The following is a 24,308-nucleotide window of genomic DNA, read 5'->3' as shown; positions in this document are numbered from 1 at the left end:
TTTTTAACCACTTTTAACACCAAGAGTATGAGATTCAGTAACAAAGTTTGCCTGGTGACGGGCGGAGGTTCAGGTATCGGCAGAGCAACTTGCTTGCAATTAGCAGCGGAAGGCGGCACCGTCATCGTGATTGACCGGGACAGTAAGGCCGGGCAGCATACAGTGGATGTCATTACAAAAAAAGACGGTCATGCCCTGTTCATCCGGGTTGATGTTGGCGTGCCGGATGAAATTGAACAATGTGTAAAAACAGTAGTAGAGAAATACAAAAAAGTAGATGTACTTGTGAACGATGCTGCAATGATGACCTTTCAAAAAATTGTGGATTTGTCAATTGCTGATTGGGACAAGGTACAAAGCGTAAATCTGCGTTCGGTATTTGTATTTTGCAAATTTTGCCTGCCGCACATGAAGGGCGGAGCGGTGGTCAACGTTAGTTCGGTTCATGCCTTCCAAACAGAACCTACCGTATTGCCTTACGCCGCAAGCAAGGGCGGTATTGAGGCTTTTACCCGAGGATTAAGCCGGGAGTACAAGCCTGAACAAGCAAGGTTTAACTGCGTGGCCCCGGGTGCCGTAGATACACCGATGCTGTGGTCCAACCCTGAGGTGAAAGACGGAGACGAAAAAATTACCGGTGAAGTTGGCCAACCGGAAGACTTGGCGGCAGCTATATGTTTTATGGCCTCAAACGAAGCACGGTTTATAAACGGTACCACACTTGTGGCAGATGGCGGTAGACTGGATATCCTTTAACCTGTAAATCATCGGCCATGAATAACAAATTTATCTTCGCCACCGGTATCGAGAACAGTTATCCCACTATTTGGAGCGAGGGTAAAAAAATCCGTATCGATGAAATGGAAAAAACCGGCCACTATGGCCACTGGAAAGAAGATTTCAGCTTAGTAAAGCAATTGGGGATTGAGTTTTTACGGTACGGGCCGCCTTATTATACCACGCATATCAAACCGGGCAGCTATAACTGGGACATAGCAGACAAAACGCTGAAGGAACTGAAAAATTTGGGCATCACGCCAATATTGGATCTTTGCCATTTCGGGGTGCCGGATTGGGTCGGGGATTTCCAGAACACAGATTGGCCGCATTATTTTGCAGAATATGCACGTGCATTTGCGCAGCGCTTTCCCGAGCAGTTGTTTTACACCCCGGTAAATGAAATTTATGTGTGCGCCATGTTTTCTGCACAATATGGCTGGTGGAACGAATGCCTGAAAACGGATAGGGCATTTGTTACAGCACTTAAAAACCTTTGTAAAGCCAATGTACTGGCTATGCAGGCCATTGCCGAAGTGCAGCCCAATGCCACTTTTATCCAAAGTGAGTCTTCTGAATATTTTCATGCTGAAGACCCCGATTGCAGGCTAAAGGCAGATTTTTTAAACCAGAAAAGGTTCCTGGCACTTGACCTTTCCTATGGACACCCGGTGAGTGTAGATATGTATCTGTACTTGCTGGCCAACGGCATGACCCATGAAGAGTATCGGTGGTTTATGGATAATAATGTGATAAAAGCAAAATGCATTATGGGCAATGATTATTATGCCACCAATGAACACTTGGTACATGCAGATGGGAGCACCTCTGCCTCTGGGGAAATATTTGGTTATTACATCATCACCCAGCAATATTACGAACGCTACCGCCTGCCGGTGATGCATACAGAAACCAATATCAGTGAACCCAATTCTGTTAGCTGGCTCAAAAAAGAATGGGCCAACATTTACCGGTTTAAGCAGGATGGCTTTCCGATATTAGGTTTTACCTGGTTCAGTCTGCTGGATCAGGTGGATTGGGATTCTGCTTTGCGCAACAATGCCGGCAACGTAAATCCGCTTGGTTTGTACGATCTGAACCGCAAAATACGCCCTGCCGGAAAAGCCTATAAAAAGCTGATTGAATTGTGGAGGCCGGTGCTGGAAAAAGAAAACTTTGGTTTGCAGAAGTATTTATAAAGGTTTCCTGCATCTGGTTCTTTAAAAACCAAATGCTTCTTTTAGCACTATAAATTTGGTGGTTGTGCTGCAGCTTCCATTAAACCAAAATATACTTAACTGTTTTTTAGGTGATAAAAGAAGCATGGAAAACAAAACGGTGAAAATTCAGGGCCTGTTTAAATTTCTTTCTAAAGTTTTATATGCTTCTTTTATCACATAAAATTTAGTGTTTTTTACTTGGGTTTTTAAAATCCGCAAACAATTACAAAAGCAAAATTTATGGCATAAAAAAAGCATTGTAAACGGATCATTTGAAATTTAAACCGCAACTTGACTTTAATTTTTAAAGCTGAGAAAACAATACAAAATCTTCAAAAAAACTTTCCTTTTCAGTAGAAAATAACAGGCTTAGTCTATCAGTTTTAACTTTTGGTCCCTTTTATCAACCGCTGTATTTCATCCAGTTTCATCAAAGCTTCTACCGGTGTCAACGTGTTCACATCCAGGGCGTTCAGCACATCACGGATTTTTATCAGCACCGGGTCATCAATAGAAAACATCTGCAGCTGCATGGCTTGTTTCTGTACTTTTTTGATGCTTTCTTTAATATTCTCGCCACCAGTCCTTTCGGCTTCCAGTTTCTTTAAAATTTCGTTTGCACGGGACAGAACTTTTGGCGGCATACCGGCCAGCTTGGCCACGTGGATGCCAAAACTATGCTCGCTGCCGCCGGGGACGAGTTTGCGCAGAAAGATAATCTTTTGTCCGGCCTCTTTTACCGAAACATTAAAGTTTTTAATGCGGTGAAAAGTGCCCGACAATTCATTCAATTCGTGGTAATGTGTGGCAAATAATGTTTTTGCAGAAGAATAATTGTGCAGATATTCGGCAATAGACCACGCAATGGAAATCCCGTCGTAAGTTGAAGTGCCGCGGCCGATTTCATCCAGCAAAACCAAACTTCGGTCAGAAATATTGTTCAAAATGCTGGCCGTTTCGTTCATCTCCACCATAAAAGTAGATTCGCCGGAAGTTAAATTATCGGAAGCACCAACGCGCGTAAAAATTTTATCAACCAAACCAATGTATGCTTCTTTTGCAGGTACAAAACAGCCGATCTGCGCCATCAGCACAATTAAACCGGTTTGGCGCAGAATGGCAGATTTTCCGGCCATGTTCGGCCCGGTGATGATAATGATCTGCTGCGATTCGGCATCCAGGAAAACATCGTTGGTGATGTATTCTTCGCCCAGAGGCAAGTTTTTTTCGATCACCGGATGGCGGCCGCCTTTGATATCGATCCGGTCTTCCAAATCGACCAGCGGTTTGTGATAGCTGTTTTTACGGGCAATTTTTGCGAAACAAAGCAACACATCCAGCCGTGCCAAAATGCGGGCATTAAGCTGGATCGGTTTGATGTAAGAACTGATGCTGTGCAGCAAATCAGCATACAAACGGGTTTCGATGGTTAAAATCTTTTCCTCGGCACCCAAAATCTGTTCCTCATATTCTTTCAGTTCCGGGGTGATGTAACGTTCGGCATTTACCAGCGTTTGCTTGCGGATCCAGCCTTGCGGAACTTTATCTTTATGCGTGTGCGTAACTTCCAGATAATAACCAAATACGCTGTTAAAAGCCACTTTTAAGGAAGGAATGCCGGTTTCTTCTGCTTCGCGGCGTTGTATTTCCAGCAAAAAATCTTTTCCGCCGAAAGCAATTTTACGCAGCCGGTCCAGTTCTTCGTCCACGCCATCGGCCATTACGCCGCCTTTCATCAGCAAAACCGGAGGCTCCGCGGCAACTTCTTTTTCAATTTTTTCGCGGATGGAGATGCAGGCGTTCAACTGCTCGGCCAGCTGCTGTAAAAACAGGTTTTCGGATTGTTCACAAAGCAGTTTTACTTCAGCAATGGAAAGCAATGCCCTTTTTAGCTGTATAATTTCGCGTGGGTTTACTTTTTGCAAACCGATCTTGGAAATCAACCTTTCCAGATCGCTAATTTGCTTAAGCTGGTGCAGCAGCTGTTCGGCCAATGCTTCTTTTACATATAAAAAATCAACCACTTCCAGCCGTTCCTGTATCGGTTTCAATTCTTTCAGCGGCATCAAAATCCATTTCCGCAGCAACCTTGCGCCCATTGGCGATGCGGTTTGATCCAGCACCTGAAACAGCGTAACGGCGTTTTCATTGGCCGAATCCAGCAGTTCCAGATTGCGGACAGTAAAGCGGTCCAGCCACAGATATTTTTGATGTTCGATCCGGCCGATGCCCGAAATATGCTGCAGATTCCGGTGCTCGGTTTCGTTGATGTAATGCAGCGTTACGCCGGCCGCCACGATGGCCAAAGCAAGCCGATCAATACCGAAACCTTTCAGGTTTTTGACCTCAAAATGTTTGAGCAAGGTCTCGGACGCAAAATCGGTGGTAAAAGCCCAATCGTCCAGGCAATACGTATAAAACCCTTCGCCAAAAAACCCGGTAAATTCTTTTTGTTTTTGTTTGGAAAAGACCACTTCATTGGGCCGGAAACTTTGCAGCAGCTGATCGATATAATCGGGATCGCCCTGGGCTGCCAGAAATTCGCCGGTAGAAATATCCAGCAAAGCCAAACCGATCTGGTTTTTTTCAAAATGCAGCGTGGCTAAATAATTATTGGCTTTTTGGCTGAGGATGTTGTCGTTGTAAGAAACTCCGGGCGTAACCAGTTCGGTAACGCCGCGCTTAACAATGGTTTTGGTGGCTTTCGGATCTTCCAGCTGATCGCAAATGGCCACACGCTGACCGGCACGGACCAGTTTTGGCAGATAAGTATCCAGCGAATGGTGCGGAAAACCGGCCAGTTCGATGGAAGTTCCGGAGCCGTTTGCCCGTTTTGTCAGGATAATCCCCAGAATGCGCGAAGTGGTAACGGCATCTTCCCCAAAAGTTTCATAAAAATCGCCCACCCTGAACAACAGCAGCGCGCCCGGATATTTGGCCTTGATTTGGCCGTGCTGCTGCATTAAAGGTGTTTCTGCCAGATTTTTCTTTCCCAAATTTTAAATCAATTTAGCCGTAAAGTTAATTGATGGAAAGCTTTTTACCGCAACCGGCAAAAAATAGTGGATAAAAGAAGTATCGGCAAAAAAATCAACTTACGGTCATACCGAAATTTACCTGCTAAAAGAAGCATCAGCTTTAAAATCAAGGCGCACAAAAATATTTTTATCGATAATCGAAATCTGATTTTATTATGATATTTGATCCCATGAAACCTGATCTGCAACAAAAATTCGAGGAATTGTTTAATCAGCCTGCCACCGCTGGTTTTTTTGCGCCCGGCCGTGTGAATTTGATTGGCGAACATATTGATTATAACGGCGGTTTGGTTTTGCCCTGCGCCATTACTTTCGGTACAAATTTGCTGGTTGCCGAAAATAAAGAAGGCGTTTTTCGTTTCAGAAGTTTGGATTTTGAAGATCAGCTTGATATTCCAGTTCAGGAAAAATACGAAAAGCAAGGCAAAGAATGGTTCAATTATCCGCTTGGTGTGATGCAGCAATTTTTAGGGCATAAAAAAAGCATCAAAGGTTTGGATATGCTTTTTCAGGGAAATGTGCCGGTCGCGTCCGGGCTTTCCTCTTCGGCTTCGGTAGAAGTTGTAACGGCTTTTGCGCTGAACGAAACTTACAAATCGGGTTTTTTAAAGCTGGAACTGGTGCAAATGGGCAAAAGTGTGGAAAACGATTTTATCGGCGTGAACAGCGGTATTATGGATCAGTTTGCGGTTGCTTTTGGTGAAAAAAACAAAGCCATCGAACTGAATTGTGATACGCTGAAATATAAAATCGTAAACTGCGACCTGCAGGATTATGTACTGGCGATCATCAACACCAAAAAACCGCGCAAACTGTCAGAATCCAAATACAACGAACGTGTGGAAGAATGCCAAACCGCTTTGAAAGAGCTGAACAAAGAGCTGCACTTAGATTATTTGTGTGAAATTGATACCGAAACGTTTAACAAACACGCGCACCTGATCAGCAATGAAACGGTGAAAAAACGGGCGCGCCATGTGATTGAAGAAAATGACCGGGTAAAAGAAGCAACAAAAGTTTTGGCCGATGGCGAACTGCACCGTTTTGGCGAACTGCTTTACGCTTCGCACGCTTCCTTAAAAAATTTATATGAAGTTACCGGCAAAGAATTGGATACCGTGGTTGAGTTTTGCAAAGAACAAAAAACGGTTGCCGGCGCAAGGATGACGGGCGCAGGTTTTGGCGGCTGCGCGATTGCTTTGGTTGAAAAAAACGGTTATGATGATTTTGCCAAAAACATTATCCAATATTATACTTCCATTATCGGTTATCAGCCGGAAGTGTATAATTCTTTGATCGGAGACGGCGTGAAGGAAGTTTAGCTATTGGCAAATTATGATAAACCCTCAGCTAAAACGTGTTTTTCTCTTTGCTCTCCGCTCCTTTTCAACTTAAACCATGCGTAAACTAAAGCTCGACGAGTTAAACCGGGTTGATTTGGCCACTTTTCATCAGCAGGAAAAACTGCCGGTTGTTGTCGTTTTGGACAGTGTGCGCAGTATGCACAATGTGGGTTCTGTTTTTCGCACTTCGGATGGTTTTGCGGTAAAACAGCTGGTGCTTTGCGGCATTACGGCACAACCGCCGCACCGCGAAATTGAAAAAACGGCTTTAGGTGCCACCAAATCTGTAAGCTGGACGTATTTTGAGCTGATAAAAGAAGCATTGCAAAAACTCCGGGAAGACGGTTACCGGATAATTGCCATAGAACAGGCCGAAAACAGTATCAGCCTGAACCAGTTTCAACCCAAAAACGAAGAAAAATATGCGTTAATTTTTGGCAACGAAGTTAATGGCGTGAGTGATGAGGCGATGCAGATGATTGATTATTGCATTGAAATACCGCAGTTTGGCACCAAGCATTCTTTCAACATTGTGGTTTCGGCGGGTATTGTTTTGTGGGATTTTTTTGCGAAACTGAACCTTTGAGCCTTCTTTAAATCCTTTCAAAACCAGTTTAAATTTGATTGGGTTTATTTGATCATGCTTCTTTTATCACCTAAAAAATGGTAAAGTGTCCGGTTTTTAAACGGATGAACACACAATTCCTAAATTATAGTGCTAAAAGAAGCATTACAACAGCAGAAAGGCTTTAGATATTGTTTATTTTCTTTTTAAAGCTGAAGCAATTGCTTTTTCTGCAAGCGGTTCCATCATTCTATAACCTTGCAAATTTGGGTGTACGCCATCTTTAGAGAGATTGGAAGGCAGTCCTTTTCTTGCATCGGCCATCGCTGTAAAATAATCAAGGTAAGTTATGCCGTTCTTATCAGCATAAGTTTTTAACATTTCGTTAAGTGCCGCAACTTTTGGCACCGGGTTTATGGCTGGCCGCCAAGGGAAAGCAAAAGCCGGCATTACTGATGAAAGCACTACTTTGATGTGGTTGGCCTTTGCCAGTTCGGCCATGGAAACGATGTTGCCAAACACATCCTCCAGTTTCGACGGACCATTATTTTCGGCAATATCGTTGATCCCGGCAAGGATCACCACAACGCTTGGTTTCAGATTGATCACATCTTCCCGAAAGCGTACCAGCATCTGCCCAGTCGTCTGCCCGCTGATTCCGCGGTCGAAATATGGTTTTCCGGCAAAAAAAGTAGAGTCGTTGTTTATCCAGAAATCTGTTATAGAATCGCCCATGTACACTACCCGTTTCTCTCCGGCAGCAGGCGGAGGCACTTTACTGTTTGCCTGAGCATATTTTTTGATGTTGGCCCAGTCCTGCGCGTTGGCAGTAGCAGTGGCAAAAAGCAGTACCAGTGCAGGCAATAATTTCTTGGTGATAGTTGATAAATTGAGCATGTTTTAAAAATTTAAGAAAGATAACAAATTGTTCAAATCATGTCCGGCTTGTTTTAGGATGCTTCTTTTAGCCCACAAAATTCGCTTTTTGGACTGACCTGGTTTATCCAAACAGCCACACTAATTTTTAGGTGGTAAAAGAAGCATCTCAAAACAAACTCAACAAGTTTTAAATAGCCTCTTACTATTTTAAAGGAAACGTGTTCATCATCAGCGAAACAGCTGTGGAAGCCCCAAAACTTGAATGCGGATTGACTTCACTTGTCCTGGTTGCCCATTTTGTTTGGATGATATTATTGGAATTTCGGTTGTTGTAGGCCACTTTGGCATTCAAGCGAAGCCAGTTGACTAAATCAGTTTTATTACCTTCGATCGTGTACATGCGTGCATAACGTACAAAAATTCCTTTAAAACCCGGCAAATCATTTCCCCCGTCTTCATTGTCCATCACCCTGTTGTTAAACATATTGTCCCTGGTATATTGGGCAATTTTTTCTGCATCTGCCAGATAACTGTCTTTTTTGGTGTATTTGTAAAGCATAACGGCGGCACCCAAATAAGTTCCCTGATTATAAGTTGAACTCCAGGAACTAATCCTGGGCGATCCGGTTTTTTTGTCTATATCAACATTGTCGTTTACTTTACCGGTTGCAGGGTTAAATAAATATGTTTTGGACCAGTTGTATAAGGTAATGGCTTTATCATAATAAGTTTTATCGCCGGTTGCCTGGGCCAGGTAGCAGCAGGCCACCATGGCAGGGCCATTGATGCAGGAATTTTTGGATGTTTTGGTTTCGTACCAGTTCAATCCGCCTCCGTAAGCATCGGTAGCGGCACGGGCATACATTTTATCGAACTGTTCTTTGCCTTTTTCAAGATAAGTTTTGTTGCCGGTAAGCAGATAGCCGCGAACGCAGAAAAGTACGGCCCAGGTAATGTCGTCGTTGTATTTGTTGTACATCCAGTCGGCTTTGTTTTCTGTGATGAAAACATCATACATATTTTTAAACCGGTTGATGTATCTAACATCTTTAGTAACCTCGTAAGCGTCTAAAACGATTTCCATCATCTCAGCCTTGTCCCAAAAACCTTTTGCGGTTTCTACATTGTATTGCGTGTACCAGGCATCAAATACCTTATTTGCAATGGCAGCCGTAGGGGCGGCGGCTTGTGGTGCTTCTTTCCGGAGTATCCATTCTCCCGGTTTTTTTGCAGAAAGCGGGCTTAAGCCAACAGTTGTGCCGTTGGTTGTGTCAGCCGTTGCCGGATTTAGTGCAAATTTAGAGTCGGCAACAGATCGTAAATAATATCCGTTTCCGGTTTTTTGAATATTCCATCGCACATCATTGTTGTTGGTGTTATCATGTTGATCTATCTTTGCAGTATCAGATGACATTCCGGAGATATGCAGAAATTTTCCACTTGCCATGTTTGTTAAAGTATAAACACCTTTTTTAACAAGCGTGATTTTCCATCGCTGAGCATCAGATCTGGTATCGGCCCAGCAATCAACAACGGCACCATTCTCCATTGAAGCATTTTTTACATCTAATAATTTGTTGTTATCTTTTGATTTCAGCGTATAAATGGCTCCGGAAGTTACGCTAGTAATTTGTGCAAAAGAATTGCCGCAACAGGTAAAGAAAAACAGCAGTATGCCGGTCCGCAAATAAAATGAGTTCATGTTGTTTAAAATTGGAGATTTCAGTTTATTATAAAATTCTGTTAAATTATAAAAATTATAATAGCCTGTTTAAATTTTGTCCGACATATTTTCTATGCTTCTTTTACCACCTGAAATTTGGTGTATTTTTTATGAGGTTATCTATCCGAAATAATTATCAAAACAAAATTTACAGGCATAAAAGAAGCATCGGGATATTTTCAAATTTAAAAACTGTTTAAATTTATGCCGAGAAAAAACACGCTGCTTCTTTTATGACCATTAAGCTTGTTTTTCCAATTTTAGGCCGATAAAATAAGCGTGAAAATTTCCGTTTTTTTAGGTAATAAAAGAAGTATAAAAATAAACCGTTCCAGCCACCTTCGATTCTTTGTCGAACTGTAAAAATCAGCCAGACCTGTAATTTTACAAAATTGTATCAAGTTCCTTAATTACTTCAAAAACACATTTACAAAAAAAGGCAGATAAAACAAAATGCTGTTTTTATCTGCCTAAACCTTAAAATATGTAACTAATTTTAAACCAGATAGCTGCTGGATTAATACTGAAAGTTTTTACTCCTAATACTCCTCGTTTCGGCCGCTGCCTTTGTAGCCACCGCCGCCGCTACCGCTTCCACCTTTGTAGCCCCCTTTATCATAACCGCCACGGCTGCTGCTTCCGCCACCACCATAACCACCACGGCTGCTACCGCCGCCGCCATATCCACCACCACCATTGCCACCTTTGTAGCCACCGCCACCGCTGTTGCCACCAAAGCTTTTTCTGGAATCGTCTCTTTTGTCTTCAGATTTGTTGACCACGATAGAACGGCCTTCAACAGATGAACCGTTTAGCTCATCTATGGCTTTTTGTGCCATGGCATCATCCGGCATTTCAACAAATCCGAATCCTTTGCTTCTTCCTGAAAACTTATCAATGATAATTTTTACTGATGATACTTCACCATAAGCTTCAAAAACTTCTTTTAACCTGCTTTCTTCCAAAGCAAATGGAAGGCTTCCTACAAAAATGTTCATTATTGATTTTTAATTTGATTTTATATCTATTTCAAAAATACTTATATTAAATCTAAACTTTACTATTAAATAAATTTAATTTTTTTAGAGACCGATTAAATTTTTGTTGAGGAGCATTAAATGCTTCTTTTATGCCCGAATTTTTGCTTTTTTTAATGTTTCTAATTAGGAAATTAGTAAGGATCACTAAATTTCAGGTGATAAAAGAAGCACACATAAGCTTTAATAAAATTATGGTTTTTCTTTACAAAAAAAAGGTGTACCAACATTGTTGATACACCTTTTCAAATTAATTAAAGCTTATGTTTAAAATAATGTGAACACTACTCGACGGTTTTGTTGACGTCCGGCAGCAGTTTTATTTGTGGCAATTGGCTGGCTCTGACCATAACCTGTAGCGTCTATACGTGATGGGTTTGCACCTTTGCTAACCAGGTATTGTCTTACAGCTTCTGCACGATCTTTAGACAGTCTCATATTTAAAGCCGCAGAACCGGTATTATCTGTGTGACCAGCTAATTTTAAGCTAAAGTTTTTGGTAATGAGCAGGTTAGCTACGCGGTCCAGACTTTCATAAGAATGTTCGCGAATTGTAGATTTACCTAAATCAAACTCTAAGTTTTTGATAGCATCGGCAACAACTCTTTTGTCTTCCTCAGTTACGTAAACCTTAACATCTGGTTTGTTGACCGGTAAAGCACATCCTGAACCATCTACCGCAGTTCCGGAAGGTGTACCAGGGCATTTGTCAAATTTATTAGCTACACCATCAGCATCGTCATCGCCCAAATCTTTTGCGTACTGATCTTTCAATGCCTGTTCTTCACGCATCCGGTTAGCTTCAGACATTGCCAACATGTTTTTCAACTCAGCAGATTCTGCAGCACTTTCTTCACGCAAAGCAGCAATTGGACTGTAGTTTGCCAATTGAGATGAAGATTTCCTGCCTAATGAGAATTCTAAACCTGCATGAGCATATGAAAACCTGTCATTGTTTGCACCTCTAACACCATCAAAAGTTGGTGTTTTCATGAAGTAAACATTATAACCTAAATCAATATTGATCGTTTTAGATAAACCAAATTTTAAACCTGCACCAACCGGTACAAAGAAATTTTGTCGGTAATAACCACCTTCGTTACCTGCAACACCTTGTACATTCGGGCTATAAGACATGTAACCTGCACCGGCTGTAAAATATGGTGACAAGGCTGAACGTTTGTGGTTAAAACTCATGTTAGCGATTGTAAAGTTACCGCTTACTGATCCTGCATACTCAATATTAGTTGTAAAACTACTATTGTTTTGAGCCACTGTTGGGGAAGGAAGTGAATTAGCCTGATAACCTCTTACTTTACCACCCAAGAAATCGGCCTGAATGCCAAAAGAGGGCAAAATTTGTTTTTTAATGTACGCACCATAACCCCAAGTTTCTTCAGGAGTACGGAAATCGCCATTTGCAGCACTGTTAAAAGGTGTAAAGTGGGTTAGCATACCACCATTTAAGCCAATAGACCAAGTGCGGAAATGTTTTTTATCAAAACGCTTGCTGGTGTCTTGATCCATGCTCTGGGCAAATAACGATGTGGATAACCCAACCGCAGATAAGGTAAGGGCTAACTTTGTAATTTTTGATTTCATTTTTTTTAGTTGTTATTTTAAATTCAGCTTGTACCTATTTTCTAAAATGGTCATTATACAAGCAACGATATATTTATCCCCTAAAAAATGCTGCCAAAGTTAAAAGCCGAAATGTTAAATTCAGCTACTGTAACCTAAGTGTTTGATTGATAAGGGCAAAATTTACTATAAATATGTCAGGAATGTTAATCAGATGATTAACTAATTTAAGGTATAACTGACTAATTAAATGTACAAATTTCTATTTATGACTACTATTGTACTAAAAACGTTTTTGGTATAATAGTATTTTGCCAGCAATTCAGAACATTTGTCAGATTTACTGACAAATTGCAATTGCCAGGATTTAATTTTTATGACAAAAGCTGTTACCTGCAGTAACCTATTTATGCACAAAATTAGGTTGATAAAAGAAGCATTCTTTACAAAAGCATAAGTAATCAGCTCATCGTACTTGCTTTTTTTTCCAAGGTTTTCTATGTCCTGATGGTCGTTTAAACTCTGGCTGATAAACAGGTCCTTCGCCTAATGCTGCGGGCATAGCCATGCGCTCAATTGGCCGCCCGATCAGGTTTTCGATACCTTTAAATTTACGCTGATCTTTTTCGTTGATAAACGTGATGGCTGTGCCGGTAGTTTCTGCCCGGGCCGTACGACCAATTCGGTGTATATAATCTTCCGGATCATGCGGCACATCATAATTAATCACCAAACTGATCCCTTCCACATCAATTCCTCTGGATAAAACATCTGTACCGATCAAAACCGGCAACTGCCTGCTTTTAAAGGCACGCAAAATATTTTCACGCTGTTCCTGTTCTAAGTCAGAATGAAAAGCTTCCACTTTCATTCCTGCGCGGAAAAGCATTTGATACAACTGCTTCACTTTTTCTTTGGTTGATACAAAAACAATCGTACTGGCATAATTTCCTTCTGCCAGGATAGTTTTTATTAAAGCCAGTTTTTGGTGATCAAAAACCATATAAACCTGTTGCAAAATACCCACGGCCGGTTGAGAAAGGGCAATATTGATTTGCTGCGGTGTTTGAAGGATTTTAGAAGAAAGCGTCCTGATTTTAGGAGGCATCGTGGCCGAAAACAAAAGTGTTTGCCGTTTTTGAGGCAGGTAACTAATGATCCTGACGATGTCATCATAAAAACCCATATCGAGCATCCGGTCGGCCTCGTCCAAAATCAAATGCTGCAACTGGTTTAATTTTACCGTTCCGGAAGTTAAATGCGCTATCAAACGGCCTGGCGTAGCGATAATGATGTCCACGCCTTCGTTTAAAGACCGCCGCTGCTGTTCGTAACTGATGCCGTCGCCTCCGCCATAAACCGCAATCGAACTGATGCCTGCAAAATATGCCAGCCCTTCTGTTTGCTGGTCTATCTGCTGGACAAGCTCACGTGTTGGGGCCAATATCAGCGTATTAACTAAACTTTTTTGTTCAGAAACACAAATCTGGTGCATAATCGGCAGCAGGTAAGCCGCCGTTTTACCGGTACCGGTTTGCGCGCAGGCAATTAAATCGTGCTTTTCGAGAATAATCGGGATGGCTTGCTCCTGGATAGGCGTTGGTTTGCTGAAACCCATGCTGTCCAAACCTTCCTGTAGTTTTGGATCGAAGTTAAAATCAGTAAATGTCAAAAGTAAATGGCTTGTTTGGGGTGATTGGTTTTGGTAACTGCTGCAAATTTTATAAATGTAGGTTTTTTCCGGCAGATATTTCTGTATGCTTCTTTTACCGGTATAAATTTACCCATATAAAAACAGCATTACATTTTTTGGGTTTCAGGCTGAGGAAGTTTTCGCAGTATATCCGCCACAATTTGCTCAGCATGGATCCGGGAGTTTTCGATAAACCACAAATGCGTGTTCATACCGCCGCAAACCACACCGGCCAGATAAACGCCTTTTTCGTTGGTTTCCATCGTTTCCGCGTGATATTGCGGCAGGCAAAGTTCATCCGCAGAAAGCGAAATACCCATCTTTTTTAAAAAATCAAAATCCGGCTGATAACCGGTTAAGGCCAGCACAAAATCATTGGCAATGGTTACCAAACCTTCCGGCGTTTTAATATCAACCTCAAATTCACGAATGGCAGCCAGTTGGGATTGATAATAAACTTTGATCGTTCCCTCCTTAATCCGGTTGATAATATCCGGCCGGACCCAGTATTTTACACGCTCGTTAATATCATCTTTGCGGATCACCATGGTTACTTCCGCCCCTTTTCTAAAAGTTTCCAGCGCGGCATCTACCGAAGAATTACTTGCCCCAACTACCAGTACTTTTTGCATCGTATAAAAACTTGGGTCCTTATAATAATGCCGCACTTTGGGCAAATCCTCGCCCGGGATATTCATTTTTACCGGAATATCGTAAAAACCGGTTGCGATAATGATGTTTTTGGTTTGGTAAACACCTTTACTCGTTGTCACTTTATAACCGCCACTTTCAGGCTGATTACTCAGGACGGTTTCAAACAAACGAATATTGAGGTGGTTGGAAGTGGCCACGCGGCGATAATATTCCAATGATTCTGACCGTGTTGGCTTGATGCTGTTGGACACGAAAGGCACACTGCCAATCTCCAGTTTCTCCGAAGTGGAAAAAAAAGTCATCCCCGAAGGGTAATTATAAAGCGAATTTACAAGCGTACCTTTTTCAATGATCAGGTATTTTAAATTTGCTTTTTGGGCTTCCAGCGCACAGGCCAAACCAATCGGGCCGCCCCCGATAATCAACAAATCAAACATAGTTTTTTGTGGGATAAAAGAAGTATCCGCAAATCAATGCTTCTTTTACGGGTAAAAAATCATTATAACAAAAGCCGGAAAAACCGGCTGCAAGTATAATTTAAAAACGACGGGGTTGTTTGAAAAAAAAGTGGGTAAGCTACTTTTATCGCGCCGCTACAACCTTCTACCCTTGCTGCGTTCCCACCCTGGGGGAGTTCAAAAGGAGCTGGCCGTAAAAGACTTACCCGCCACAAAAGTAGGATTTTTTTTAAATTACACCAGCTTTTAAAAAAACAGATTTCTCAAATGCTTCTTTTATGCCGGTAAATTTTGTGTTTGTGATTGAAAATCAAATAAAACACAGCAAATTTTAGCTGATAAAAGAAGCATGTAAAATTTTGGTATGGAATTTAAACCGCGTTTTTTAACCGAAGTTCTGTTTCAACTGTCATCGGATTGTTGTTGAACCTGCGCGTTGGCGTTTTTAAAACAACAATTTTATCGGCATAAAAGAAGCATTCAAACGGCAGGTTTTCAAAATAAGCCCAAAGTTTTTCAAAGTTTTTGGCAGAAAGTGATCTGGCAATTGTAATATGCGGAACACTTGGGACGCCAGGGCCTAATATTTTTTTAAACCTGGCAAAAGTAGCTTCTGCTTCAATATTTAAAGCAACTTTGGCATAAATGGTATAGATGTTTTGATGTTCAAAGTAATCAAAACCGCAAACTTGTAATGCCACAGGTTTTTCCTGCCCGAGTTTTTGATCGTAATAAGTCAGTTTTTCCTCCATAAACAAAGCCCGCTTATCATAATAATGGTTTACGGTGATGTGTGCTTTGCTGTTAAAAGAATGAAAATAGCCAATCAGTTCTTTCGCCTTATCTTTAAAAGAACAAACTTTTGTTATCACTTCTTCGCTAGGTGTGATCACAAGCAAATAGTCCTGGCTATTTATCTTGGTAAAAGAATCTGTTTTGAATATTTTCATTCACATAATTACTAATTTATTTAGTATGAAATCAATTAATTTATCCACATTTTATCAACAATCCAAATTTCCTGATTTACCAACTTTTATATTGGATTAATGAACTGAAATTAAACTTCGTGATAAGAAATTTGTCTGTAATGTAACTTTTAAAAATAGCGCATAGTATAAACCAAAAAAATAACGATAATTGCAGCATTTTCTAAGCAAGATTAATTTAGATAAATAATGAAACCACAACGCTTTTTGATGACTGCTGTACGAGCCGTTTTTGCTCCGGCAGCTGCCGCGTTTGTTTTTGTTTCTGCGCTTTTCTTCCCTTTAAGGCGACGACAGTTTTTTATTTCCAGACTTTGAATTAATTAAATTTAGTTTTAGTTATCGGGATAAAAGAGCATACATGGTGCTTATTGATTTTCTTCCGTCTCCTTTTAAATCCTTTTTATTTTAATGGAAATTTTGTTTTTCCCAACATGACAATTCAAGATTTTAAAATACAGGTAGCCACCGGCGAACATGCAGATTACGCGCCGCAAATCTGCGATGAAATGTCCGAATCTGCCAAAGCCCGCGGCACCGGCATTGCTACACGCACACCAGAGTATGTGGCAAATAAAATGCTGGAAGGCAAAGCCGTAATTGCCATTTATAAAGACGGCACCTGGGCTGGTTTTTGTTATATCGAAACCTGGAGCCACGGGCAGTTTGTGGCCAATTCGGGCTTGATCGTCAACCCGGTTTTCCGTAAAGTCGGCTTGGCAAAAGCCATCAAACATAAAGTTTTTGAACTTTCGCGGAAAAAATATCCCGACGCAAAAATCTTTGGTTTGACAACTGGCTTGGCCGTGATGAAAATCAATTCCGAGTTAGGTTATGAACCGGTTACGTACTCAGAATTAACACAGGACGAAGCCTTTTGGCAAGGCTGTAAAAGCTGCGTAAATTATGATATTTTGATGAGCAAAGAACGCAAAAACTGTATGTGCACCGCCATGCTTTTTGACCCGGAAGAAAAGGCACGGGAAATCGAGGAAAAAATGAAAAACCTCAGCCACAAAGCCACTTTGCTGGAACGGATTGAAGGCGCGCTGAAAAAATCAACCAAAACAATAGAAACATTAGGCTTGGGCATTACCAAACTAACAGATATTTAACCATGAAAGAAAAAGTAGTTTTAGCTTTTAGCGGAGGTTTGGACACTTCGTTTTGCAGTATTTATTTGTCGCAGGATTTGGGTTTGGAAGTGCGTTCTGTAATTGTAAATACAGGCGGTTTTAGCGAAGAAGAATTGGCCGATATCGAACGTCGCGCCTATAAAATGGGTGTTGTTTCGCACCATGTGGTTGATGAAACAGAGAACTTTTACAATACCTGCGTACGCTACTTAATTTATGGTAATGTGTTGAAAAACAACACTTATCCGCTTTCTGTAAGTGCCGAACGAGTTAGTCAGGCCACGGCAATTGCTTTGTACGCCAAAAAAATCGGTGCAGATTATGTGGCACATGGTAGCACGGGCGCGGGCAACGATCAGGTTAGGTTTGACATGATCTTTAACATCATCATCCCGGAAGTAAAAATTTTGACGCCAATTCGTGATTTAAAATTAAGCCGCGAAGCTGAAATTAAATATCTGAAAGAGCATGGCGTGGAAATGAATTTTGAAAAAGCCAAATACTCTATCAATAAAGGCATTTGGGGAACTTCTGTTGGCGGAAAAGAAACGCTGACTTCCCACGAAGGTTTGCCGGATGATGCCTGGCCAACGCAACTCAGTAAAGAAGGTTCAGAAAAAGTAACCTTAGAATTTAAACACGGCGAACTGATTGCCGTTAACGACGAAACTTTTGATCATCCGACTAAAGCGATCCAGAAACTGCAGGAAATTGCTTCGCCTTATGCCATTGGCCGCGATATTCATGTTGGCGATACCATCATCGGGATCAAAGGTCGCGTTGGTTTTGAAGCTGCCGCGCCAATGGTAATCATCAAAGCACATCATACTTTAGAAAAACACACGCTTACCAAATGGCAGTTGAGCTGGAAAGACCAGCTTTCGTCTTTTTACGGCAATTGGCTGCATGAAGGCCAGTTCCATGATCCGGTGATGCGCAACATCGAAGCTTTTCTAAGCGATACGCAGCAACAAGTTTCCGGTAAAGTGTTTGTTCAGTTGTACCCTTACCGTTTCCAGGTTTTAGGGATAGAATCGGAACATGATTTAATGTCGAACAAATTTGGCAGCTACGGCGAAATGAACAATACCTGGACCGGCGATGATGTGAAAGGGTTTTCTAAAATCTTTGGCAATCAAACGGTTATTTATCACAAAGTAAACGGCGGTAATTAAAATGCAAAATTTAGCATTTTCAAAAAGTGAATGCCTTTCGCACAATACTTGGGGCAAAGATTGCCATGCATGGAACTTTATTGATACCGAAGAATTGTTGGTTAAGCAGGAACTGATGCCGCCAGATACTGCAGAAAAACTGCATTACCATAAAAATGCTACGCAGCTATTTTTCATCTTAAAAGGCCGCGCTGTTTTTACAGTTAATGGTGTGGAATCGGAATTAAGCGAACAGCAAGGCATCCAAATAAATGCCGGGCAAAAGCATTTTATTGCTAATAAAAATAATTCAGACTTAGAGTTTATTTTATATTCCTATCCATCCACAAAAAATGACAGAACCGAGCTTTAAAATTAAAGCAGGAATTATTGGCGGCGCAGGTTATACCGGCGGCGAAATGCTACGTATTCTACTCAACCATCCAAACGTGGAAATTGCATTTGTAAACAGTTCCAGCAACGCCGGGAATTATGTTTATGAAGTGCACAAGGATCTTTTTGGTGATTCAGATTTGAAATTTTCCAGCGAATTATCTGATAATATTGATGTGCTGTTTTTATGTGTTGGTCATGGCGACGCAAAAAAATTTCTGGAAATGAATCCAATTGCTGATCATGTTAAAATTATTGATTTAAGTCAGGATTTCCGTTTAGCCGACACCTCAAACCTCGCTCCCCGCACCTTCATCTACGGTCTTCCCGAACTCAATAAAACATCGATAAAAACAGCATCTAATATTGCCAATCCAGGTTGTTTTGCAACTTGTATCCAATTAGGTTTACTTCCTTTAGCGGCTAAAAATCTACTGTTAAACGAAGTACATATTTCGGCCACAACAGGTTCTACCGGTGCCGGGCAAAGCCTATCCCCTACTTCGCATTTTACCTGGCGGAACGATAATTTATCGGTTTATAAAGCTTTTAACCATCAGCATTTACACGAAATCAGCCAGTCGCTTAATCAGTTACAGCCTGATTTTCCAATTTATCCAGGCGATAAAAACAAACTGAATTTTATTCCTTACCGCGGAGATTTTACACGCGGCATTTTGGCTTCCATTTATACCGAATGTGCTTTAAGCGAAGAAGAAGCCTTGAAAACTTATATCGATTTTTACGCCGAACATCCGTTTACACATGTAACAAATCGTGATATCGATTTAAAACAGGTTGTGAACACCAATAAATGCTTTATTCAAATTAAAAAGCACGGGAACAAAATTTTCATGATCAGCATTATGGACAATTTGTTAAAAGGCGCATCCGGACAAGCTGTACAAAACATGAATTTAATGTTTGGGCTTGCAGAGACAACTGGCTTAAAATTAAAAGCAAACGCGTTTTAGATGAAAGGCAAAGGGTTGAAAGGTTAAAGGCAAAAATTAACTTTACACAAAAAGAGGTTGATAAAAATAGCATGAGAGATTACAAAAAATTGGAAGTTTGGTCGAAAGCCCATCAGCTTACTTTGTTTATTTATAAAGAAGTTTTGGCTAAAATGCTGATTGAAGAAAAATTTGCTTTAACCAGTCAGTTGCGCCGTTCTACTTATTCTATTCCCTTAAATATTGCAGAAGGATGTGGCAAAAACACGAATAAAGATTTTGTTCATTATTTAGATATTGCTTTAGGTTCTGCAAATGAAGTTGAATATACTTGCCTTTTGATTTTTGATTTGTCGTATATCTTGTCTGATCTTCATGACGTAATCCATAAAGCAATAAATGAAGTTAAGGCAATGCTGATCTCGTTTATTAAATATCTTCGCACCAATTAACAGATTTGCTTTTCACCTTTATCCTTTTACCTCAATACCTTTTACCTTTTACCTCCAAAAAATGAAACCATTCGACGTTTATCCAATCAACCATATCAACATTGTTAAAGGCCAGGGCAGCTTGGTTTGGGACGATAAAGGCCAGGAATATCTGGATTTATATGGCGGTCACGCTGTAATTTCCATCGGCCACACCAATCCGCATTATGTAAAACGATTAGAAGATCAGTTACATCAGCTTGGTTTTTATAGTAATTCCATCGAAATCCCGATCCAAAGGGAATTTGCGGAGAAGTTGGGGAAAGTTTCCGGCAAAGAAGATTACCAGTTATTTTTATGCAATTCTGGTGCAGAAGCAAATGAGAACGCGTTAAAACTGGCTTCTTTTTATAATGGTAAAAAGAAAATTATCGCTTTCCGCAAAGCCTTTCATGGCCGTACATCTTTAGCGGTTTCTGTTACCGATAATCCTAAAATTGTTGCGCCTGTTAATGAAACGGATAATGTAATTTTTCTTCCCTGGAAAGATGAAGCTGCGTTGGAACAAGCTTTTGCAGAAAACGAAATCAGCTCAGTCATAATTGAAGGAATTCAAGGTGTTGGCGGAATACAAGTTGCACCGGAAAGTTTTCTGCAAAAAATCCGTTCGCTTTGCGATCAATATAATGCTGTTTTTATCGCTGATTCTGTGCAATGTGGTTACGGGCGTACAGGGAAATTTTACTCACATGATTTTGCCGGTATTGATGCCGATATTTATACGATGGCGAAAGGAATGGGCAACGGTTTCCCGATTGGCGGGATTTCTATCTCTCCAAAAATAAAACCGGTTTATTATATGCTGGGAACTACTTTTGGCGGAAATCATTTAGCTTGTGCCGCAGGATTAGCGGTTTTAGAAGTGATGGAACGCGATAATTTGATGCAAAATGCTGCGGAAGTTGGTGCTTATTTAATTGAAGAATTAAAGAAATTTGACCAGATAAAAGAAGTACGCGGCCGCGGCTTGATGATCGGGATTGATTTGCCTGATACTTTAGCCCATGTAAAAGCGGAACTTTTATTTAAGTATCATATTTTTACCGGCGAAGCAAAACCAAATGTGATCCGTTTACTGCCGGCTTTGAATTTAACTAAAGTTCATGCGGACCGTTTTTTGGAAGCGTTTAGTTTGGCTTTGAAAAATGCACCGGTTGCAGAGTTACATCCTTCCATGTAAAGTTCAATTTATTTTTTATGCTTCTTTTATCAACTAAAAAACAGGAAAGCCTAATGCTTCTTTTATCGATGTAAAATTCAAACACAAATTTATAGGGCTAAAAGAAGCAAATGAGTTTTCGATGTAACTTTAAACAGGCTCTTAAAATTTTTTCTTATTCCGTAAAGATTCCTCCAATCGTCGGGATGACAAAGCGGCAATCTTGCAATCTTAATAAAATTTCTTCCATACAAATAATGAAACTTTTCTCCTCCGTTAATGACGTTGCCAACATAAATTACCTGGTAAAAGAAGCATTGGAACTCAAAAAGAACCCTTTCGCTTTCCAGCATTTGGGTAAAAATAAAACCATTGGTTTGGTATTTATGAACCCAAGTTTGCGCACGCGGATGAGTACGCAAAAAGCGGCCACAAACCTCGGCATGAACGTGATGGTTTTGAATATCGACAAAGAAGGCTGGGCTTTGGAACTGCGCGATGGCGTAAAAATGGACGGCACCTCTGTAGAACACATCCGCGAAGCAGCGGCCGTGATGGGGCAATATGTGGATATTTTGGGTTTGCGTTCTTTCCCAAGTTTAAAAGATCGCGAAGCAGATTATGGTGAAGAGATTTTTAACAAATTTGTGGAATTGTGCGGCGTTCCGGTAATTAGTTTAGAATCGGCAACGCGGCATCCGCTGCAAAGTCTGGCCGATTTAATTACAATTGAAGAACTCAAAACCAAACCCCGTCCAAAAGTGGTCTTAAGCTGGGCGCCGCATGTAAAAGCTTTGCCGCAGGCCGTTCCAAATTCTTTTTCGGAATGGATGTGCAAGGCAGATGTTGATTTTACAATTGCGCATCCGGCGGGGTTAGAACTTTCGGAGGAATTTACGCAAGGTGCAAACATTACCCATAATCAACAATCAGCTTTGGCAGATGCTGATTTTATCTATGTAAAAAACTGGTCGGCTTTTGAACCTTATGGCAAAGTAATTCCCAGCCACGAAGATTGGATGCTGACGAACGATAAACTCCGAATAACCAATAACGCAAAAGTAATGCATTGTTTGCCCGTGCGCCGCGACCTGGAATTATCCGCAGAGATATTGGACGGCCCAAATTCTATCGTGATAAAAGAAGCATCCAACCGCGAATGGGCGGCGCAGGCGGTGTTAAAGCAAATGCTGGAAAGCTTGTAATTTACTCTTCTGCAGGCAGATGAAAGGGTTTGTTATTTACGAAATAGTTGGACACTTTATTAAGTGTGAGACCTTGAACAACGACAGAAAATATCACGATAAAATAACAAGCGGCTTCGATCACTTCTTTATACTGGCTTTTTGGAAGCGATAAGGCAAGCGCGATGGAAATCCCTCCGCGCACGCCTGCCCAAGTTAAGATACCGATATAATTGTAATTGAGGTTGAGCGTCCTCCGCAGAAAAACGACCGGCACCAAAACACTTAAAACCCTTGAAAACAAGATGATGAAAATCCCGATCAGGCAAACAAACCAATAATAAGTTAAAAAAGGCATCATCACGATCTGCAAACCAATCATCACGAATAAAACCGTGTTCATCAGGTCATCGATTAAGGTCCAGAATTTTTCTAAAAACTCGTTCATTTTACCGGAAGGGTCTTTGCCGAAACGCAGGTTTCCGATAATTAAACCGGCAGAAACAACGGCCAGCGGAATAGATAAATGATATTTGTTGGCCACCACGGAAATGCCCATCACCAAAGCAAGGGAAATGATGACCAAAGTTTGAAAATCTTCGATTTTTTTCATCATTTTACTGATGATAAATGCGCTTACGCCGCCCAAAACTATCCCACCAAAAACTTCCCTTGCGAATAAAGAAGCTATTTCCATAGTGTTGATCTTTTCTTCATTTTGGGTGATAAATTCTAAAATACTCAAAAACAAAATGATACCGACGCCATCGTTAAAAAGTGATTCTCCCTTGATGATCGTGTTGAGATGCTCTGGGATTTTAGAATTTTTTAACACTGCCGATACCGCGACAGGATCGGTTGGCGAGATCAGCGCACCAAAAAGCAAACAATATTTGAAAGGAATATTGAGCTTGAGCCCGTTGGTAAGCCAATAAAAAAGTACGCCGAATATCAATGTGGAAAGAAAAACGCCGATCGTACTTAACGCAAAAACCGGCCAAACCTGCTTTTTAAGTTCCGCCCAGTCAAAACGCAGCGCGCTTGCGAAGAGCAGGAAACCCAGCATCGTATTGAGCAGCGTTTGCGAAAAATTGATGTTTTTGTTCAGGCCGGTGATCGATTTGAACAAAACCGGAAATACCTCGCCGGTGAAGATGGCAACAACAGAAACGACGACCGCAATGCTGATGACGCCTATTGCGCCGGGCAATTTAAAAAAACGTGCATTGATATAAGAGAAAACGGCACTTACTACAACCAGGATGGTTATAATTGTAAAATTATCCATGGACAAATATAATTATGCATTTGAAGAATGCTTTGCCCATGCTTCTTTTACCACATGTTTTTACCCTAAATAAACATCCATACAAACAATACGTGCAATTAAATGCTTTTAAAAAATCTATAATTATCAAACTTAAAATATACAATCATGATAGATCCTAAAGACAAGGTTTTCCGCGACATTGACGATCAGGCGGCCTATGATAACAACCGGACACATAACGATGCCGGATTTTTGGGTGATGAAGAGCAAGATACCGAAGGCGACGCAACACCTTCTGCAACTGAACCCGGACACGAAATACCAAAAGCAATGACGATAGAACAAGAAGGCGAAAAGCCATGGGAAAACCAAAGCGGAAGCACTAATCTGACGGAAGAACAACTGGAAGAAGTGAAATCCCCGTCTACCAACCAAGGTCAGGAAGACGAAACTTTTGTTCAGCCTGAAACAGAAGGAACCGGCTATCACGAAGAGCCGGACCAGCTAAAAGTTGGCGGAGAGGAATAATTTTTTCTTATTTCCTGCTTAAAAAACACAATGAGCGTTCTGCTACGGAACCCTGCTTATTGTGTTTTTTTTATTTTAGGGAT

The 24,308-nt window shown here is 41.0% G+C and carries 21 protein-coding genes and 1 other RNA gene; 12 read left to right on the top strand and 10 right to left on the bottom strand.

Annotated features, from left to right (window positions below; all coding sequences use genetic code 11):
- Nucleotides 1-27: 27 nt before the first annotated feature.
- Nucleotides 28-756 (top strand): SDR family NAD(P)-dependent oxidoreductase, encoded by a 729-nt coding sequence (locus tag ACOFKR_RS04730; protein ID WP_419802868.1) that lies wholly within the window; start codon nucleotides 28-30, stop codon nucleotides 754-756.
- A 17-nt stretch (nucleotides 757-773) separates the two neighbouring features.
- Nucleotides 774-1,976, top strand: a complete 1,203-nt coding sequence (locus ACOFKR_RS04725) for a family 1 glycosylhydrolase (protein ID WP_419802867.1) — start codon at nucleotides 774-776, stop codon at nucleotides 1,974-1,976.
- Between the two features lie 404 nt (nucleotides 1,977-2,380).
- Here the strand turns inward: ACOFKR_RS04725 and mutS are convergent, their stop codons facing one another.
- On the bottom strand, nucleotides 2,381-4,960 hold the full coding sequence (mutS, locus tag ACOFKR_RS04720) for a DNA mismatch repair protein MutS (protein ID WP_419803617.1): 2,580 nt from the start codon (nucleotides 4,958-4,960) through the stop codon (nucleotides 2,381-2,383).
- A gap of 230 nt (nucleotides 4,961-5,190) precedes the next feature.
- Here mutS and ACOFKR_RS04715 point away from each other — a divergent pair, with 230 nt between their 5' ends.
- Nucleotides 5,191-6,357: a galactokinase gene (locus ACOFKR_RS04715; RefSeq protein ID WP_419802866.1), complete on the top strand. Its 1,167-nt coding sequence runs from the start codon at nucleotides 5,191-5,193 to the stop codon at nucleotides 6,355-6,357.
- Between the two features lie 76 nt (nucleotides 6,358-6,433).
- Nucleotides 6,434-6,964 carry an RNA methyltransferase gene (locus ACOFKR_RS04710; RefSeq protein ID WP_419802865.1) on the top strand — a complete coding sequence of 177 codons (531 nt, stop codon included), beginning with the start codon at nucleotides 6,434-6,436 and terminating at the stop codon, nucleotides 6,962-6,964.
- 174 nt (nucleotides 6,965-7,138) lie between these two features.
- On the opposite strand, the gene ACOFKR_RS04705 is transcribed toward ACOFKR_RS04710, so the two are convergent.
- The 8 genes from ACOFKR_RS04705 to ACOFKR_RS04670 form a co-directional block, all read right to left on the bottom strand.
- Nucleotides 7,139-7,840 (bottom strand): SGNH/GDSL hydrolase family protein, encoded by a 702-nt coding sequence (locus tag ACOFKR_RS04705; protein WP_419802864.1) that lies wholly within the window; start codon nucleotides 7,838-7,840, stop codon nucleotides 7,139-7,141.
- Nucleotides 7,841-8,024: 184 nt separating this feature from the next.
- Nucleotides 8,025-9,524: a glycoside hydrolase family 76 protein gene (locus ACOFKR_RS04700; protein ID WP_419802863.1), complete on the bottom strand. Its 1,500-nt coding sequence runs from the start codon at nucleotides 9,522-9,524 to the stop codon at nucleotides 8,025-8,027.
- A 560-nt stretch (nucleotides 9,525-10,084) separates the two neighbouring features.
- Complete coding sequence (locus ACOFKR_RS04695; RefSeq protein ID WP_419802862.1) at nucleotides 10,085-10,543, bottom strand: RNA recognition motif domain-containing protein; 459 nt, start codon at nucleotides 10,541-10,543, stop codon at nucleotides 10,085-10,087.
- A 306-nt stretch (nucleotides 10,544-10,849) separates the two neighbouring features.
- Nucleotides 10,850-12,184: an OmpA family protein gene (locus tag ACOFKR_RS04690; RefSeq protein WP_419802861.1), complete on the bottom strand. Its 1,335-nt coding sequence runs from the start codon at nucleotides 12,182-12,184 to the stop codon at nucleotides 10,850-10,852.
- Between the two features lie 445 nt (nucleotides 12,185-12,629).
- On the bottom strand, nucleotides 12,630-13,835 hold the full coding sequence (locus ACOFKR_RS04685) for a DEAD/DEAH box helicase (protein WP_419802860.1): 1,206 nt from the start codon (nucleotides 13,833-13,835) through the stop codon (nucleotides 12,630-12,632).
- Nucleotides 13,836-13,963: 128 nt separating this feature from the next.
- Nucleotides 13,964-14,947 carry a YpdA family putative bacillithiol disulfide reductase gene (locus tag ACOFKR_RS04680; protein WP_419802859.1) on the bottom strand — a complete coding sequence of 328 codons (984 nt, stop codon included), beginning with the start codon at nucleotides 14,945-14,947 and terminating at the stop codon, nucleotides 13,964-13,966.
- A 129-nt stretch (nucleotides 14,948-15,076) separates the two neighbouring features.
- Nucleotides 15,077-15,176, bottom strand: an RNA gene (ffs, locus tag ACOFKR_RS04675) — signal recognition particle sRNA small type.
- A 163-nt stretch (nucleotides 15,177-15,339) separates the two neighbouring features.
- Nucleotides 15,340-15,918, bottom strand: a complete 579-nt coding sequence (locus tag ACOFKR_RS04670; RefSeq protein ID WP_419802858.1) for a 2'-5' RNA ligase family protein — start codon at nucleotides 15,916-15,918, stop codon at nucleotides 15,340-15,342.
- A 473-nt stretch (nucleotides 15,919-16,391) separates the two neighbouring features.
- Here ACOFKR_RS04670 and ACOFKR_RS04665 point away from each other — a divergent pair, with 473 nt between their 5' ends.
- The 7 genes from ACOFKR_RS04665 to ACOFKR_RS04635 all read left to right on the top strand — a co-directional run bounded on the left by ACOFKR_RS04665 (nucleotide 16,392) and on the right by ACOFKR_RS04635 (nucleotide 22,448).
- Nucleotides 16,392-17,072 (top strand): GNAT family N-acetyltransferase, encoded by a 681-nt coding sequence (locus ACOFKR_RS04665; protein WP_419802857.1) that lies wholly within the window; start codon nucleotides 16,392-16,394, stop codon nucleotides 17,070-17,072.
- Between the two features lie 2 nt (nucleotides 17,073-17,074).
- Nucleotides 17,075-18,268, top strand: a complete 1,194-nt coding sequence (argG, locus tag ACOFKR_RS04660; protein ID WP_419802856.1) for an argininosuccinate synthase — start codon at nucleotides 17,075-17,077, stop codon at nucleotides 18,266-18,268.
- A 1-nt stretch (nucleotide 18,269) separates the two neighbouring features.
- A complete protein-coding gene (locus ACOFKR_RS04655; protein WP_419802855.1) occupies nucleotides 18,270-18,620 on the top strand; it encodes a cupin domain-containing protein in 351 nt (116 codons plus the stop codon).
- The gene (gene argC / locus ACOFKR_RS04650; RefSeq protein ID WP_419802854.1) at nucleotides 18,601-19,614 is read left to right on the top strand and encodes an N-acetyl-gamma-glutamyl-phosphate reductase; all 1,014 of its coding nucleotides are present in this window, start codon (nucleotides 18,601-18,603) and stop codon (nucleotides 19,612-19,614) included. The genes ACOFKR_RS04655 and argC overlap by 20 nt, the downstream gene beginning before the upstream one ends.
- A 71-nt stretch (nucleotides 19,615-19,685) precedes the next feature.
- On the top strand, nucleotides 19,686-20,045 hold the full coding sequence (locus ACOFKR_RS04645) for a four helix bundle protein (RefSeq protein ID WP_419802853.1): 360 nt from the start codon (nucleotides 19,686-19,688) through the stop codon (nucleotides 20,043-20,045).
- A gap of 61 nt (nucleotides 20,046-20,106) precedes the next feature.
- On the top strand, nucleotides 20,107-21,264 hold the full coding sequence (locus ACOFKR_RS04640) for an aspartate aminotransferase family protein (protein ID WP_419802852.1): 1,158 nt from the start codon (nucleotides 20,107-20,109) through the stop codon (nucleotides 21,262-21,264).
- 236 nt (nucleotides 21,265-21,500) lie between these two features.
- On the top strand, nucleotides 21,501-22,448 hold the full coding sequence (locus ACOFKR_RS04635; protein ID WP_419802851.1) for an acetylornithine carbamoyltransferase: 948 nt from the start codon (nucleotides 21,501-21,503) through the stop codon (nucleotides 22,446-22,448).
- Nucleotide 22,449: 1 nt separating this feature from the next.
- Here the strand turns inward: ACOFKR_RS04635 and ACOFKR_RS04630 are convergent, their stop codons facing one another.
- Complete coding sequence (locus tag ACOFKR_RS04630) at nucleotides 22,450-23,715, bottom strand: cation:proton antiporter (RefSeq protein WP_419802850.1); 1,266 nt, start codon at nucleotides 23,713-23,715, stop codon at nucleotides 22,450-22,452.
- A 147-nt stretch (nucleotides 23,716-23,862) separates the two neighbouring features.
- Here ACOFKR_RS04630 and ACOFKR_RS04625 point away from each other — a divergent pair, with 147 nt between their 5' ends.
- The gene (locus tag ACOFKR_RS04625) at nucleotides 23,863-24,225 is read left to right on the top strand and encodes a hypothetical protein (RefSeq protein WP_419802849.1); all 363 of its coding nucleotides are present in this window, start codon (nucleotides 23,863-23,865) and stop codon (nucleotides 24,223-24,225) included.
- The last annotated feature ends 83 nt before the right edge of the window (nucleotides 24,226-24,308 follow it).

The organism is Mucilaginibacter sp. (assembly GCF_965201005.1).
GTDB lineage: Bacteria > Bacteroidota > Bacteroidia > Sphingobacteriales > Sphingobacteriaceae > Mucilaginibacter_A.
The sequence above is the reverse complement of the archived record's forward strand: the minus strand, read 5'-3'. Positions and strand labels throughout refer to the sequence as shown.

Coding starts and splice junctions, on each gene's coding strand:
- ACOFKR_RS04730 (WP_419802868.1), top strand. CDS start 28: ATGAGATTCAGTAACAAAGTTTGCCTGGTGACGGGCGGAGGTTCAGGT.
- ACOFKR_RS04725 (WP_419802867.1), top strand. CDS start 774: ATGAATAACAAATTTATCTTCGCCACCGGTATCGAGAACAGTTATCCC.
- mutS (WP_419803617.1), bottom strand. CDS start 4,960: ATGCAGCAGCACGGCCAAATCAAGGCCAAATATCCGGGCGCGCTGCTG.
- ACOFKR_RS04715 (WP_419802866.1), top strand. CDS start 5,191: ATGATATTTGATCCCATGAAACCTGATCTGCAACAAAAATTCGAGGAA.
- ACOFKR_RS04710 (WP_419802865.1), top strand. CDS start 6,434: ATGCGTAAACTAAAGCTCGACGAGTTAAACCGGGTTGATTTGGCCACT.
- ACOFKR_RS04705 (WP_419802864.1), bottom strand. CDS start 7,840: ATGCTCAATTTATCAACTATCACCAAGAAATTATTGCCTGCACTGGTA.
- ACOFKR_RS04700 (WP_419802863.1), bottom strand. CDS start 9,524: ATGAACTCATTTTATTTGCGGACCGGCATACTGCTGTTTTTCTTTACC.
- ACOFKR_RS04695 (WP_419802862.1), bottom strand. CDS start 10,543: ATGAACATTTTTGTAGGAAGCCTTCCATTTGCTTTGGAAGAAAGCAGG.
- ACOFKR_RS04690 (WP_419802861.1), bottom strand. CDS start 12,184: ATGAAATCAAAAATTACAAAGTTAGCCCTTACCTTATCTGCGGTTGGG.
- ACOFKR_RS04680 (WP_419802859.1), bottom strand. CDS start 14,947: ATGTTTGATTTGTTGATTATCGGGGGCGGCCCGATTGGTTTGGCCTGT.
- ACOFKR_RS04670 (WP_419802858.1), bottom strand. CDS start 15,918: ATGAAAATATTCAAAACAGATTCTTTTACCAAGATAAATAGCCAGGAC.
- ACOFKR_RS04665 (WP_419802857.1), top strand. CDS start 16,392: ATGACAATTCAAGATTTTAAAATACAGGTAGCCACCGGCGAACATGCA.
- argG (WP_419802856.1), top strand. CDS start 17,075: ATGAAAGAAAAAGTAGTTTTAGCTTTTAGCGGAGGTTTGGACACTTCG.
- ACOFKR_RS04655 (WP_419802855.1), top strand. CDS start 18,270: ATGCAAAATTTAGCATTTTCAAAAAGTGAATGCCTTTCGCACAATACT.
- argC (WP_419802854.1), top strand. CDS start 18,601: ATGACAGAACCGAGCTTTAAAATTAAAGCAGGAATTATTGGCGGCGCA.
- ACOFKR_RS04645 (WP_419802853.1), top strand. CDS start 19,686: ATGAGAGATTACAAAAAATTGGAAGTTTGGTCGAAAGCCCATCAGCTT.
- ACOFKR_RS04640 (WP_419802852.1), top strand. CDS start 20,107: ATGAAACCATTCGACGTTTATCCAATCAACCATATCAACATTGTTAAA.
- ACOFKR_RS04635 (WP_419802851.1), top strand. CDS start 21,501: ATGAAACTTTTCTCCTCCGTTAATGACGTTGCCAACATAAATTACCTG.
- ACOFKR_RS04630 (WP_419802850.1), bottom strand. CDS start 23,715: ATGGATAATTTTACAATTATAACCATCCTGGTTGTAGTAAGTGCCGTT.
- ACOFKR_RS04625 (WP_419802849.1), top strand. CDS start 23,863: ATGATAGATCCTAAAGACAAGGTTTTCCGCGACATTGACGATCAGGCG.